Below are 14,183 nucleotides of genomic sequence, written 5' to 3' on the forward strand. Positions count from 1 at the left end.
CCGGGAATTCATTTTCGAAGGGACTCCAACTCGTGCGCCGGCTCTGGATCGCCACAGGACTCATCGTCAGCCTGCTGCTTGGCCTGCCGCTCTCGGTAGCTGCCAATAGCGATGGCCCCGTCGCCGATGGCAACTGGTCGATCCTCCTCGACAAGTCCGCACAACTCTCCTTCGCCGAAGTACAGGCGCAAAGCTCGCGCTTCCAACCGCTGGACCGTCTCTCCTTCACCCTACCCGCCTCGCCCCAGGCCATCTGGCTCAAGGTCGACACGCGCTCGTTCGGTGACCCGCACTGGCTGTGGCTGTTCGCCCCACGGGTGCAATACCTGGACTTCTACCTGGTCAACAACGGGGTACTGGAGCAGACCCTGCACACCGGCGAGGCACTGACCCTGGCCTCGCGCCCGCTGCCTTCGCGGGCCTATCTGTTCCCCCTGCCCAGCGACGAACAACCGCGCATGGCCTACATGCGCATGACCTCGAACCACGCGCTGATGATGTGGTTCAAGGTCATCGACCAGCGTGAGCTGGTGGCCCAGGAAAGGCCCGCCTACCTGTTCGGCGCCCTGCTCGGTGGTCTGCTGCTGCTGGCCCTGTTCAACCTGCTGCGCATGGCCTATTCACCCACCGCCAGCAACCTGTGGCTGGCCGGCATGCATATCGCTCTGGCCCTGTGCGCCACCGCCAACATCGGCCTGCTGGCGGTCTGGCTACCAGAGCAGAGCTACAACCAGTCGCTGATAGCCGACCTCGCCGCGCTGACGGCGGCCCTGTGCATCCTCGGTTTCACCCGTTTCTTCTTCCGCGGCAGCCCGGCCGAACACAGCCCGCTGCGCCACATCCTGCATGCCGAATTCGCCCTGATCGCCGGCGCCGCCGCGCTGATCGCCTTCACCGGCCTGCTCTGGCACAGCTGGCTGGTCTATGGCCTGGTGGTACTGGCCTCGATGACGGTGCCGGCCGTGGCCTTCGTGCACTGGCGCAACGGTTATCGTCCGGCGCGGCTGATCTTTGCCGGGCTGCTGCTGTTCAACCTGGGGTTCATCGTGCTCGGCCCGGTGCTGTTCGGCTTCGACCAGCTCAACCCCGGCTGGCTGGTGCTCAGCCTGTTCAGCGTGGCCATGGTCGCCGGCCTGATCCTCAGCATCGCCCTCTCCGAGCGACAGCGACAGATCGTCAGCGATACCCTGACCCGCCGCACCAGCGAAGCCGCCACCAGCGCAGAACTGAAAGCCAAGGCCGAATTCCTGGCCAAGATCAGCCACGAAATCCGCACCCCCATGAACGGTGTACTGGGCATGACCGAGCTGCTGCTCGGCACCCCGCTCTCCGCCAAGCAACGCGACTACGTGCAGACCATCCACAGCTCGGGCAACGAGCTGCTCACCCTGATCAACGAGATTCTCGACATTTCCAAGCTGGAGTCCGGGCAGATCGAGCTGGACGACGTGCAGTTCGACCTCAACGCCCTGATCGACGACTGCCTGGACATCTTCCGCGCCAAGGCCGAACAGCAGAAGGTCGAGCTGATCAGCTTCACCCAGCCCCAGGTGCCACGGGTGATCAGCGGCGACCCCACGCGCCTGCGCCAGACCCTGCTGAGCCTGCTGGACAACGCCTTCCGCCAGACCGACGAGGGCGAGATCCTGCTGGTGGTGGCGCTGGACAACGAGGCCAAGGAGCCGCGCCTGCGCATCGCCGTGCAGGACAGCGGCCGCCCGCTGGAGGCCAGCGAACGCGATGCCCTGCTCAACACCCAGCTGCACAGCAGCGACTTCCTCAGCGCCAGCAAGCTTGGCGGGCGCCTCGGTCTGATCATCGCCCGCCAACTGGTGCGGCTGATGGATGGCGAGTTCGGCGTGCAGAGCGGCACTGGCAGCGGCAGCACCTTGTGGCTGAGCCTGCCGCTCGACCCCCAGCGCCTGGAGCACCCTACCGCCGACCTCGATGGCCCGCTGCAGGGCGCGCGTCTGCTGGTGGTGGACGACAACGAGACCTGCCGCAAGGTGCTGCAGCAGCAGTGCAACGCCTGGGGCCTGCAGGTCAGCGCCGTGGCCTCCGGCAAGGAAGCCCTGGCCCTGCTGCGCACCAAGGCGCACCTCAAGGAATACTTCGACGCCGTACTGCTCGACCAGGAAATGCCCGGCATGACCGGCATGCAGCTGGCGGCCAAGATCAAGGAAGACCCCAATCTCAACCACGACATCCTGCTGATCATGCTCACCGGCATCAGCAACGCGCCGAGCAAGATCATCGCCCGCAACGCCGGCATCAAGCGCATCCTGGCCAAGCCGGTGGCCGGCTACACGCTGAAGACCACCCTGGCCGACGAGCTGGCCCAGCGCCGCCTAGGCGCCCCCGTGTTGCCGCAGAGCGAGAACGGCCCGCTGCAGGTGCCTGCGGACTTCCGCATCCTGGTGGCCGAGGACAACAGCATCTCCACCAAGGTCATCCGCGGCATGCTGAGCAAGCTCAACCTGCAGCCGGACACCGCCAGCAACGGCGAGGAAGCCCTGCGCGCCATGCAGGCGCAGCAGTACGACCTGGTGCTGATGGACTGCGAAATGCCGGTGCTCGACGGATTCTCCGCCACCGAACAGCTGCGCGCCTGGGAACAGCGCGAGCAGCGCGAGCGCACGCCGGTGGTGGCACTGACCGCGCATATCCTCGCCGAACACAAGGAGCGCGCGCGCCAGGTCGGCATGGACGGCCACATGGCCAAGCCGGTGGAAATGTCCCAGCTACGCGAGCTGATCGCCCACTGGGTGGTCGAACGCCAGCGCCGGCGTGACGCCCTGCCCTCCTGAGGCATCGAACGCAGGTCACCTCGACCGCTTCTATGCTTGCCCCATTTCCTTCTGACGAGCCCGCCCCATGCTCTCCGTGCTGTTCAGCCTGTACCTGAAAATGCTGGTCCTCTATAGCCCGTTCTTCGTGCTGTCCTGCTTCATCGGCCTGACTCCTGGCCACTCGGTGAAGGAACGCAAGAAGCTGGCCTGGCGGGTCGCCCTCGGCACCCTGATCGCCAGCGTGCTGCTGTACCTGTTCGGCCAGACCATCTTCGACCTGTTCGGCATCACCGCCGACGCCTTCCGCATCGGCGCCGGTTCCGTGCTGTTCATCTCGGCACTGGGCATGGCCCAAGGCAAGTCGGCGGTACAGACCGACAACCTCAACCAGGACATCACCATAGTGCCGCTGACCATCCCGCTCACCGTCGGCCCCGGCACCATCGGTGCGCTGCTGGTGATGGGCATCAGCCAGCCGCAGTGGGACGCCAAGCTGCTGGCCATCCTCGCCATCGCCATCGCCAGCGCCACCGTAGGCGCCGTGCTCTATCTCTCCGACCGGGTCGAGCGCCTGCTAGGCCAGCAGGGCCTGCAGATTCTCAGCCGCCTGATGGGCCTGTTCGTCTGCGCCCTGGCCGCGCAGATCATCTTCACCGGCGTGCGCGGCTATCTGCAGCCCTGACGCCTCCGCCACGTAACCAGGCTGCACTGGGTGACAGTTGCAGCCTGCTCCAGCCGCAAAGCGCAAAACACCCGCACCATAAACGTGCCCGCAGCCCCGACACGGTGCAGCGCAGCGCGGCAATCACGTTTCAGAAAAGCCTGCAACGTCCATAACCCACTGAAAATAAACATCTTTAAAGAACTGGCACCCACATTGCTCTAGCGATTCCAACTTGGATACAAGATGGAATCTCAACGCATGGCCAACGCTCCTATTGCCTTCACCCTCGCCGACTGGCAACGCTCCTATCGCGACGGGCAGTCGCCCGCCGAACTGCTGCAGGGCCTGCGCCTTGAACTGAGCGCAACGGATAACGCCTGGATCGCCCTGGCCAGCGCAACTCAGCTCGATGACCAGCTGGCAGCCCTGGCCGCGCTGCTGGACAGCTCCGGCGGCGACCTCACCAAGCTGCCGCTGTACGGCGTGCCCTTCGCCATCAAGGACAATATCGACGCCGCCGGCTGGTCCACCACCGCAGCCTGCCCCGAGTTCGCCTACACCGCCGTCGACGACGCCACAGTGGTCGCTCGCCTGCGTGCCGCCGGCGCCATCCTCATTGGCAAGACCAACCTCGACCAGTTCGCCACCGGCCTGGTCGGCACCCGCTCACCCCACGGCGCGGTAAGCAACAGCTTCAACCCGGACTACGTCAGCGGCGGCTCCAGCTCCGGCTCGGCCAGCGTGGTCGCCCGTGGCCTGGTGCCCTTCGCGCTGGGCACCGACACCGCTGGCTCCGGCCGCGTGCCGGCCGGCTTCAACAATATCGTCGGGCTCAAGCCGACCAAGGGCTGGCTGCCGAATACCGGCCTGGTGCCCGCCTGCAAGACCCTTGACTGCATCTCGGTATTTGCCCTGACCGTGGCCGATGCCATGGCCGTGGCGCAGATCGCCGGCGGCTACGACAGTGCCGATCCCTACAGCCGCAAGAACCCCACCAGCGCCAAGGTCGGCATGCCTGCCAAGCCGCGCCTGGCAGTGCCGGCCGCCCCCGAGTTCTTCGGTGACATACAGAACCAGGCGGTATTCGAGCAGGCGCTGGGCAAACTGCGCGAACTCGGTGCCGAGCTGGTGGAGATCGACTTCGCACCCTTCCAGCAACTGGCCGAGCAGCTCTACTACGGCTCCTGGGTCGCCGAGCGCACCGTCGCGGTGGAAGGCGTGAACCCCGAACATATCAATCCGGTGGTGCGCGGCATCGTCGAGAACGGCCATAAGTACAGCGCCTGCGATGCCTACAAGGCCGAGTACATTCGCGCCGAGCTGAGTCGCACCATCAACGACATCCTGGCCGGCTTCGATGCCCTGGTGGTGCCAACCTCGCCGACCATTCGCACGCTAGCCGAGATGGAGCGGGAGCCGGTGCTGTTCAACAGCCAGTTCGGCACCTACACCAACTTCACCAACCTCGCCGACCTCTCCGCCCTGGCCGTGCCCGCCGGCGTTCGCGAAGACGGCCTGCCGGCCGGCATCACCCTGATAGCCCCGGCCTGGCACGACCAGGCATTGGCCGCCTTCGGCCAACGCTGGCAGCAGGCGCTGGCCCTGCCGCTGGGCGCCACCGGCAAGCCGCTGCCGGCGCAAACCGCCAACGACAAGCCGGCGCCAGGTTGCATCCGTGTCGCAGTGGTCGGCGCGCACCTGACCGGCATGCCGCTGAACTTCCAGCTCACCACTCGCGATGCCGTGCTGGTCGAGCAAACCACCAGCACCGCCAGCTACCGCCTCTATGCCCTGCCCGGTACCGTGCCGCCCAAGCCGGGCCTGGCACGGGTCGCCGAGGACGGCGCCGAGATCATCGTCGAGCTGTGGGATGTACCGCAGGCGCGCTTCGGCGAATTCGTCGCCGAGATCCCGCCGCCGCTGGGCATCGGCAACCTGGAGCTGGCCGACGGCCGCTGGGTAAAGGGTTTCATCTGCGAGCCCTACGCCTTGGACGGCGCCCGCGATATCACCAGCTTCGGTGGCTGGCGCGCCTTTATCGCCAGCCAGCAGCAGGGCTGAAATCCATGCAACTGGCCGATGCGCAGCGCCAAGGCAAGGAGCGCCCGGAGAACCTCGCCGAGCGCATCTACCTGCAGCTCAAGGAGGACATCTTCGAGTTCCGCCTGCTGCCCGGTGACCGCTTCAGCGAAGGCGAGGTCGCCGCGCGGGTCGAGGCCAGTCGCACGCCGGTGCGTCAGGCTCTGCACCGCCTGCAGCGCGAAGGCTATCTGGAGGTGCACTTTCGCAGCGGCTGGCAGGTGCGCCCGTTCGACTTCGCCCATTTCGAGGAGCTCTACGAGCTGCGCATCGTCCTCGAACTGGAAGCCGTGCGCCGCCTGTGCCTGCGCCCCATGGGTGAACAATCCACTGCCCTGCAGGAACTGCAGCGCACCTGGATGGTGCAACCCGAGGAGCGACTGCAGGACGGCAGGGCAGTTTCCCTGCTCGACGAGCGCTTCCACTGCCTGCTGCTAGAGGCGGCCGGCAATCGTGAAATGACCCGGGTGCATGCCGAGGTCAGCGAGAAGATCCGCATTCTAAGGCGCCTGGACTTCACCCAGGCGCCACGGGTAGAGCTCACCTACGAGGAGCACGCGAGCATCCTCGGCGCGATTCTGGCGCGCCGTTGCGAAGAGGCACAGCTATTGCTGAAGACCCATGTCGAGGTCAGCAAGGCGGAAGTGCGCAAGATCACCCTGCACATGCTGCACAGCGTCCGGCAGAAGGCCGCCGGGGCGGGTGACGTGATTGACCTTTGAACCACTGCCAAACCCATAAGCAATAACAAAGCAGTTCAAACCACATTCGTGAATGGAGATCGCACTATGCAACGTCGCAGCCTGATCAAGGCCTTCACCCTTTCCGCTTCCATCGCCGCCATGGGCATGACCTGGACCGTGCAGGCCGCCGAGACCATCAAGGTCGGTATCCTCCACTCGCTGTCCGGCACCATGGCCATCTCCGAGACTTCGCTGAAAGACATGGCGCTGATGACCATCGACGAGATCAACGCCAAGGGTGGGGTCAACGGCAAGCAACTCGAACCCGTGGTAGTCGACCCGGCGTCCAACTGGCCGCTGTTCGCCGAGAAGGCGCGTCAACTGCTGACCCAGGACAAGGTCGACGTAGTGTTCGGCTGCTGGACCTCGGTCTCGCGCAAATCCGTGCTGCCGGTGTTCGAGGAGCTCAACGGCCTGCTGTTCTACCCGGTGCAGTACGAAGGCGAAGAAATGTCGCCGAACGTGTTCTACACCGGCGCCGCGCCGAACCAGCAGGCCATCCCGGCGGTGGAATACCTGATGAGCGAAGACGGCGGCGGCGCCAAACGCTACTTCCTGCTGGGCACCGACTACGTCTACCCGCGCACCACCAACAAGATCCTGCGCAGCTTCCTGCACAGCAAGGGCGTGGCCGACAAGGATATCGAAGAGGTCTACACCCCCTTCGGTCATAGCGACTATCAAACCATCGTCGCCAACATCAAGAAGTTCTCCGCCGGCGGCAAGACCGCGGTGATCTCCACCGTCAACGGCGACTCCAACGTGCCGTTCTACAAGGAACTGGCCAACCAGGGCATCGAAGCCACCGACATCCCGGTGGTGGCCTTCTCGGTCGGCGAGGAAGAACTGCGCGGCATCGACACCAAGCCGCTGGTCGGCCAACTGGCCGCCTGGAACTACTTCGAGTCGGTGGATAACCCGGTCAACGAGAAGTTCGTCAGCGCCTGGAAGGCCTACGCCAAGGCCAAGAACCTGCCGAACTACCAGACCGCGGTGACCAACGACCCGATGGAAGCCACCTACGTCGGCATCAACATGTGGGCCCAGGCCGTGGAAAAAGCCGGCACCACCGATGTGGACAAGGTGCGCGAGGCCATGGGCGGCCAGACCTTCGCCGCGCCGAGCGGCTACACCCTGACCATGGACAAGACCAACCACCACCTGCACAAGCCGGTGATGATCGGCGAAGTCCAGGACGATGGTCAGTTCTCCATCGTCTGGCAGACCGAAGGCCCGCTGCGCGCCCAGCCGTGGAGCCCCTTCATCCCCGGCAACGACAAGAAGCCGGACTACGCCGTCAAGTCCAACTAAGCAAAGCCCCTCTCCCTAGCCCTCTCCCACAGTGGGAGAGGGAACGGTCTGGTGCTGCTTGCTACACCTCAGCAACACCGGGGCGTTTCCCTCCCCTCTCCCGTTCACGGGAGAGGGGCCGGGGGAGAGGGTGTTCGTAGCCCGGATGCAGTCCGAGCTACGACCCCACACGAAGGACTGCTGCACTATGCCCACTGCCCTTTACCGAATCCTGCTGTCACTGGCGCTGCTGCTGCCGCTGACCAGCCATGCCGGAGATGCCGCCGACTTCGTCGCCGCCAACCCGGCCAAGCAGGCCAAGCTCCTCGAGAGCTGGGCCGCGCAACCCGATCCCGCCCGCCAGCCGCTGCTCGATGCCCTGCAGCAAGGCCGCCTGGCCAGCGACAAGGCCAAGACCCCGTTCTTCGAGGACAACGGCCAGTACCTGCCCGCCGAAGGCAGCGCCGCGCCGAGTTCCGCGCCGAAGAAGCTGCGCCTGAACAACCGCCTGCGTGGCCTGCTGGCCATCGCCCAGGCCAGCCAGCAGTTGCAGAACGAAGATCCCAACGTGCGCCTGGCCGCGGCGCAGGAGCTGCAGAAGAAAGCCAAGCCGGCCCAGCTGGGCCTGCTCAATGCCCGGGTCGCCAGCGAACAGGACGATGCCGTGCGCGACGCCCTGGCCCTGGCCCTGGCCAACCTGCAGCTGGTCGACCCGGACCCGGCCGTGCGCCTGCAGGCCGTGCGCCTGCTCGGTGAGAGCGGTGAACCGCTGGCCCGTGCCCGCCTGGAAGCGCTGCTCAACGCCGGCGCGGAAAGCGATGCCGCCGTGCGCGCCGCCGCCGAAACCAGCCTGGCTCAGGTCAAGCGTCGGCTTCTGGTCGGCGAACTGCTGGGCCAGGCCTTCAGCGGCCTGAGCCTCGGCTCGATCCTGCTGCTGGCGGCGCTTGGCCTGGCCATCACCTTCGGCCTGCTGGGCGTGATCAACATGGCCCACGGCGAGATGCTGATGCTCGGCGCCTACACCACCTACATGGTGCAACTGGGCTTCAAGAACCTCGCCCCGGAATACCTAGCGCTGTACCCGCTGGCAGCCCTGCCGGTGGCCTTCTTCGTCACCGCCGCCATCGGCATGGCGCTGGAACGCACGGTGATCCGCCACCTCTACGGCCGCCCGCTGGAAACCCTGCTGGCCACCTGGGGCATCAGCCTGATCCTGATCCAGGCGGTACGGGTGATCTTCGGCGCGCAGAACGTCGAAGTGGCCAACCCCTACTGGCTGTCCGGCGGCGTGCAGGTGCTACCGAACCTGGTACTGCCCTACAGCCGCATGGTGATCATCGGCTTCGCCCTGTTTGTCGTGGTCCTGACCTGGCTGCTGCTGAACAAGACCCGCCTGGGCCTGAACGTGCGCGCCGTGACGCAGAACCGCAACATGGCCGCCTGCTGCGGCGTACCCACCGGCCGTGTGGACATGCTCGCCTTCGGCCTCGGCTCCGGCATCGCCGGCCTTGGCGGCGTGGCCCTCTCGCAGATCGGCAACGTCGGCCCGGACCTCGGCCAGAGCTACATCATCGACTCCTTCCTGGTGGTGGTGCTCGGCGGCGTCGGCCAACTGGCCGGCAGCGTGATGGCCGCCTTCGGCCTCGGCATCGCCAACAAGATCCTCGAACCGCAGATCGGTGCCGTACTCGGCAAGATCCTCATCCTCGCGCTGATCATTCTGTTCATTCAGAAACGCCCGCAGGGACTCTTCGCTCTCAAGGGACGGGTGATCGACTGATGACTATGCCTCTCAATCAAACACTGCTGGCGCGCGCCAGCGCCAAGCTCGGCCCGCAAGTGTCGCTGGCCATCGGCCTGCTGGTACTGGCCGTGCTGGTCGCCATGCCGCTGCTGCACCTGTTGCCGGCGGAGCACGCCCTGCATGTCTCGGCCTACAGCCTGACCCTGGTCGGCAAGATCCTCTGCTACTGCATCGTCGCCCTGGCACTCGATCTGGTGTGGGGCTACGCCGGCATGCTCTCGCTCGGCCACGGCCTGTTCTTCGCCCTCGGCGGCTACGCCATGGGCATGTACCTGATGCGCCAGTCGGCCGGTGACGGCCTGCCGGCCTTCATGAGCTTCCTGGCCTGGACCGAGCTGCCCTGGTACTGGTACGGCACCAGCAGCTTCCTCTGGGCCATGTGCCTGGTGGTGCTGGCACCAGGCCTGCTGGCCCTGGTGTTCGGCTTCTTCGCCTTCCGCTCGCGGATCAAGGGCGTGTACTTCTCGATCATGACCCAGGCGCTGACCTTCGCCGGCATGCTGCTGTTCTTCCGCAACGAAACCGGCTTCGGCGGCAACAACGGCTTCACCAACTTCCGCAGCATCCTCGGCTTCGACATCACCGCGCCTGGCACGCGCGCCACGCTGTTCTTCTGCACCGTGCTGCTTCTGGTCGGCAGCCTGCTGCTGGGCTTCAAGCTGGCCCGCAGCAAGTTCGGCCGGGTACTCACCGCCCTGCGTGACGCGGAAAACCGCCTGATGTTCTGCGGCTACGACCCGCGCGGCTACAAGCTGTTTATCTGGGTCTTGAGCGCAGTATTGTGCGGCCTGGCCGGCGCGCTGTACGTGCCGCAGGTGGGCATCATCAACCCCAGCGAGATGTCGCCGACCAACTCCATCGAGGCCGCCATCTGGGTCGCCCTGGGTGGGCGCGGCACGCTGATCGGTCCGCTGCTCGGCGCCGGCCTGGTCAACGGCATGAAGAGCTGGTTCACCGTGGCCTTCCCCGAATACTGGCTGTTCGCCCTCGGTGCGCTATTCATCGTCGCCACCCTGTTCCTGCCCAAGGGTGTGATTGGCTTGCTACGCAAGGAGAAGGACCAATGAGAGCCACTCCGGTACCCGAATTCATGCTCGAACCCGCCTTCGACCCGGCTGGCGCGGCACGCGACGCCATCGGCGCCGGGCGCCTGGCCAGCAAGGGCCTGGATGTGCGCCACGGCACCATCCTCACCCTGGAAGACATCAACGTCAGCTTCGACGGCTTCAGGGCCCTGACCAACCTGACCCTGTACATCGGCGTCGGCGAGCTGCGTTGCATCATCGGCCCCAACGGCGCCGGCAAGACCACCATGATGGACGTGATCACCGGCAAGACCCGCCCGGACAACGGCCACGCCTACTTCGGCGAGACACTGGATCTGACCCAGATGAGCGAGGTGGAGATCGCCCAGGCCGGCATCGGCCGCAAGTTCCAGAAGCCCACGGTATTCGAGGCGCTCAGCGTGTTCGAGAACCTGGAGCTGGCGCTGAAGACCAACAAGTCGGTGTGGGCCAGCCTGCGCGCCAGGCTCTCCGGCGCGCAGAAAGACCGCATCGAGGAGGTGCTGACCACCATCCGCCTGGACGCCTCGCGCCATCGCCCTGCCGGGTTGCTCTCGCACGGCCAGAAGCAGTTCCTCGAGATCGGCATGCTGCTGGTCCAGGACCCGCAACTGCTGCTGCTCGACGAGCCCGTGGCGGGCATGACCGACGCCGAAACCGAGTTCACTGCCGAGCTGTTCAAGTCGCTGGCGCGCCAGCACTCGCTGATGGTGGTGGAGCACGACATGGGCTTCGTCGGTTCCATCGCCGACCACGTCACCGTGCTGCACCAGGGCAGCGTGCTGGCCGAGGGCTCGCTGGAAGAGGTGCAGGCCAACGAACGGGTGATCGAGGTCTATCTCGGTCGTTAAGGCATAGCTGTGGGAGCGGCTTTAGCCGCGATGCTTTTTTCGAGCTAAAGCGGATCACCGTTCCCACGAAGAGATCAACGAAGGACATCGACATGCTGCAAGTCCAACAACTGCACCAGTACTACGGTGGCAGCCATATCCTGCGAGGCCTGTCGTTCGAGGCCAAGGTCGGCGAGGTCACCTGCCTGCTCGGGCGCAATGGCGTGGGCAAGACCACGCTGCTCAAATGCCTGATGGGCCTGATCCCGGCCAAGGAAGGCAAGGTCGAGTGGGAAGGCCAGGCCATCAACGGCTACAAGCCGCACCAGCGCGTGCACGCCGGCATCGCCTACGTGCCCCAGGGCCGGGAAATCTTCGGGCGACTGACCGTGGAAGAAAACCTGCTGATGGGCCTCTCGCGCTTCCCAGGCAGCGAAGCCAAGGTGGTGCCGGAGTTCATCTACGAGCTGTTCCCGGTGCTGCGCGAAATGAAGCAACGCCGTGGCGGCGACCTCTCGGGCGGCCAGCAGCAACAGCTGGCCATCGGCCGCGCACTGGCCAGCAAGCCGCGTCTGCTGATCCTCGACGAACCCACCGAAGGCATTCAGCCCTCGGTGATCAAGGAGATCGGCGTGGTCATCAAGAAGCTCGCCGAGCGTGGCGACATGGCCATCCTGCTGGTCGAGCAGTTCTATGATTTTGCCGCTGAGCTGGCCGATCAGTACCTGGTGATGAGCCGCGGCGAGATCGTCCAACAGGGCCGTGGCGAAACCATGGAGGCAGATGGCGTGCGCGGACTGGTCGCGATCTGATAAAAACCACAGCCATGAATTCACCGCTCTCCCCTACCCTGTTCACCCCCAGCTGGCACGCCGAGCTGGAGCTGGGCTACGCCCGCAGCGGCGAACATACCCGTCCGGTGCTGCGCCGCCACCAGGGCCCGCTGCGGGTGCAAAAGCACCTGTACGCGGAAGGCCCGCAAGTCTGCCAGCACATCATCGTCCACCCGCCGGCCGGCATCGCCGGTGGCGACAGCCTGAATATCAGCGCCAGCGTCGGCGAACGGGCCTGGGCCCAGCTGACCAGCCCCGGCGCCGCCAAGTGGTATCGCGCCGCTGGCGCCGCCCACCAACAGGTCGAGCTGCGGGTGGCCGCCGGTGCCACCCTGGAATGGCTACCGCAGGAGACCATCGTCTATTGCGGAGCCCAGGCCGAGCTGAGCACCCGCATCGAGCTCGAAGGCGATGCGCGCCTGTGTTACTGGGACATGGTCGCCCTCGGCCGCCCTGCCGCCGGCGAACGCTTCGACAGCGGCTATTTCCAGTCCCATCTGGATATCCGCCGCGATGGCCGGTTGCTGTGGCACGAACGCCAGCGCGTGGTCGGTGGCGACGGCCTGCTCGACTCGCCCATCGGCCTGGCCGGCCAACCGGTATTCGCCACCCTGCTGGTCAGCGGCGAAATCGATGCCGAACTGCTGGAACGCTGCCGCGAGCTGCCGAGCCCGGTGTGCGGCGACCTCAGCCAGTTGCCGAGGCTGCTGGTGGCCCGCTGCCTGGCCAGCGAAGCGCTACATGCGCGCGCCTGGCTGATCGAACTCTGGCGCCTGCTGCGCCCCGCACTGCTCGGCCGCGAGGCCGTACCCCCACGAATCTGGAGTACCTGATGGATCTTTCGCCAAGAGAGAAAGACAAACTGCTGATCTTCACCGCCGGCCTGGTCGCCGAACGACGCCTGGCCCGTGGCGTGAAGCTGAACTACCCGGAGGCCATGGCCTACATTTCTGCCGCGCTACTGGAGGGCGCGCGCGACGGTCGCAGCGTGGCCGACCTGATGCACTTCGGCACCACCCTGCTGAGCCGCGAGCAGGTGATGGAGGGCGTGCCGGAGATGATCCCGGAGATCCAGATCGAAGCCACCTTCCCCGACGGCACCAAGCTGGTGACCGTGCACCAGCCGATCGCCTGACCATGGCCAGGCATATTCGTGACGCGGTGGCCGCCGACCTGCCGGCCTTGCGCGACATCTTCAACGAGGCGGTGCGCAACACCACGGCGATCTGGATGGACGCCGAAGTCGACCTGGCCAACCGCCAGGCCTGGTTCGACGCCCGTGCCAGCCAGGGCTACCCGATCCTGATCGCCGAGGATGCGCACGGCGAGGCACTCGGCTATGCCTCCTTCGGCGACTGGCGCCCCTTCGACGGCTTCTGCCACACGGTCGAGCACTCGGTCTACATCCGCGCCGACCAGCGCGGCAAGGGCCTGGCCACACCGCTGATGACGGCCCTGATCGAGCGCGCCATCGCCTGCGACAAGCACGTGATGGTCGCCGCCATCGAGAGCGGCAACGCCGCCTCGATCCGCCTGCACGAGCGCCTCGGCTTCATCACCACCGGACAGATGCCCCAGGTCGGTCGCAAGTTCGGCCGCTGGCTGGACCTGACCTTCATGCAACTGATCCTGACCCCGCAGCGGAGAAAGCCATGATTCCCGGCGAATACCAGATTCAGGACGGCGAGATCGAACTCAACGCCGGCCGCCCGACCCTGACGCTCACTGTGGCCAACAGCGGCGACCGGCCGATCCAGGTCGGCTCGCACTTCCACTTCTTCGAGACCAACGACGCGCTGACCTTTGACAGGGCGAGCGCGCGTGGCATGCGCCTGAACATTCCCGCCGGCACGGCCGTGCGCTTCGAGCCGGGGCAGAGCCGCGAGGTGGAGCTGGTCGAGCTGGCCGGCGCGCGCCGCGTGTTCGGCTTCGCCGGGCGGGTGATGGGCGAGCTCTAACCCCTTTCGTACTTGTGGGAGCGGCCAGGCGGCAATCCGCTATAGCCGTGATGCATTTACCGTCAAAAGCATCGCGGCTAAAGCCGCTCCCACGAGACCTCTTGTTTTGTGTTGCAACGGGAAGCGACC

The 14,183-nt window shown here is 65.8% G+C and carries 13 protein-coding genes; all 13 read left to right on the top strand.

Annotated elements, in window-relative coordinates; all coding sequences use genetic code 11:
- Nucleotides 1-32: 32 nt before the first annotated feature.
- Entirely contained in the window at nt 33-2,807 is a 2,775-nt protein-coding gene (locus AYB31_RS15850; RefSeq protein ID WP_068829673.1) for a hybrid sensor histidine kinase/response regulator, read from the top strand.
- Between the two features lie 67 nt (nt 2,808-2,874).
- On the top strand, nt 2,875-3,471 hold the full coding sequence (locus AYB31_RS15855) for a MarC family protein (RefSeq protein WP_068829674.1): 597 nt from the start codon (nt 2,875-2,877) through the stop codon (nt 3,469-3,471).
- 240 nt (nt 3,472-3,711) lie between these two features.
- Nucleotides 3,712-5,514: an allophanate hydrolase gene (atzF, locus tag AYB31_RS15860; RefSeq protein WP_177332305.1), complete on the top strand. Its 1,803-nt coding sequence runs from the start codon at nt 3,712-3,714 to the stop codon at nt 5,512-5,514.
- A gap of 5 nt (nt 5,515-5,519) precedes the next feature.
- Nucleotides 5,520-6,254, top strand: coding sequence for a GntR family transcriptional regulator (locus tag AYB31_RS15865; RefSeq protein ID WP_068829676.1), 735 nt, complete (start codon nt 5,520-5,522; stop codon nt 6,252-6,254).
- A 66-nt stretch (nt 6,255-6,320) separates the two neighbouring features.
- Nucleotides 6,321-7,586 carry an urea ABC transporter substrate-binding protein gene (urtA, locus tag AYB31_RS15870; protein WP_068829677.1) on the top strand — a complete coding sequence of 422 codons (1,266 nt, stop codon included), beginning with the start codon at nt 6,321-6,323 and terminating at the stop codon, nt 7,584-7,586.
- Between the two features lie 187 nt (nt 7,587-7,773).
- Entirely contained in the window at nt 7,774-9,345 is a 1,572-nt protein-coding gene (urtB, locus tag AYB31_RS15875) for an urea ABC transporter permease subunit UrtB (protein ID WP_068829678.1), read from the top strand.
- Nucleotides 9,345-10,436, top strand: a complete 1,092-nt coding sequence (urtC, locus tag AYB31_RS15880; RefSeq protein WP_068829679.1) for an urea ABC transporter permease subunit UrtC — start codon at nt 9,345-9,347, stop codon at nt 10,434-10,436. The genes urtB and urtC overlap by 1 nt, the downstream gene beginning before the upstream one ends.
- Nucleotides 10,433-11,284 (top strand): urea ABC transporter ATP-binding protein UrtD, encoded by an 852-nt coding sequence (urtD, locus tag AYB31_RS15885; RefSeq protein WP_162493010.1) that lies wholly within the window; start codon nt 10,433-10,435, stop codon nt 11,282-11,284. Before urtC ends, urtD begins: the two co-directional genes overlap by 4 nt.
- Nucleotides 11,285-11,376: 92 nt before the next feature.
- Nucleotides 11,377-12,075 (top strand): urea ABC transporter ATP-binding subunit UrtE, encoded by a 699-nt coding sequence (urtE, locus tag AYB31_RS15890; protein ID WP_068829680.1) that lies wholly within the window; start codon nt 11,377-11,379, stop codon nt 12,073-12,075.
- Between the two features lie 14 nt (nt 12,076-12,089).
- Nucleotides 12,090-12,929 (top strand): urease accessory protein UreD, encoded by an 840-nt coding sequence (locus AYB31_RS15895; RefSeq protein ID WP_068829681.1) that lies wholly within the window; start codon nt 12,090-12,092, stop codon nt 12,927-12,929.
- Entirely contained in the window at nt 12,929-13,231 is a 303-nt protein-coding gene (ureA, locus tag AYB31_RS15900; RefSeq protein WP_068829682.1) for an urease subunit gamma, read from the top strand. The genes AYB31_RS15895 and ureA overlap by 1 nt, the downstream gene beginning before the upstream one ends.
- A 2-nt stretch (nt 13,232-13,233) precedes the next feature.
- Nucleotides 13,234-13,752: a GNAT family N-acetyltransferase gene (locus AYB31_RS15905; RefSeq protein ID WP_068829683.1), complete on the top strand. Its 519-nt coding sequence runs from the start codon at nt 13,234-13,236 to the stop codon at nt 13,750-13,752.
- Nucleotides 13,749-14,054, top strand: a complete 306-nt coding sequence (locus tag AYB31_RS15910) for an urease subunit beta (protein WP_068829684.1) — start codon at nt 13,749-13,751, stop codon at nt 14,052-14,054. The genes AYB31_RS15905 and AYB31_RS15910 overlap by 4 nt, the downstream gene beginning before the upstream one ends.
- The last annotated feature ends 129 nt before the right edge of the window (nt 14,055-14,183 follow it).

This window comes from Pseudomonas sp. BMS12 (genome assembly GCF_001592875.1).
In the GTDB taxonomy this organism is placed as follows: Bacteria; Pseudomonadota; Gammaproteobacteria; order Pseudomonadales; family Pseudomonadaceae; genus Aquipseudomonas.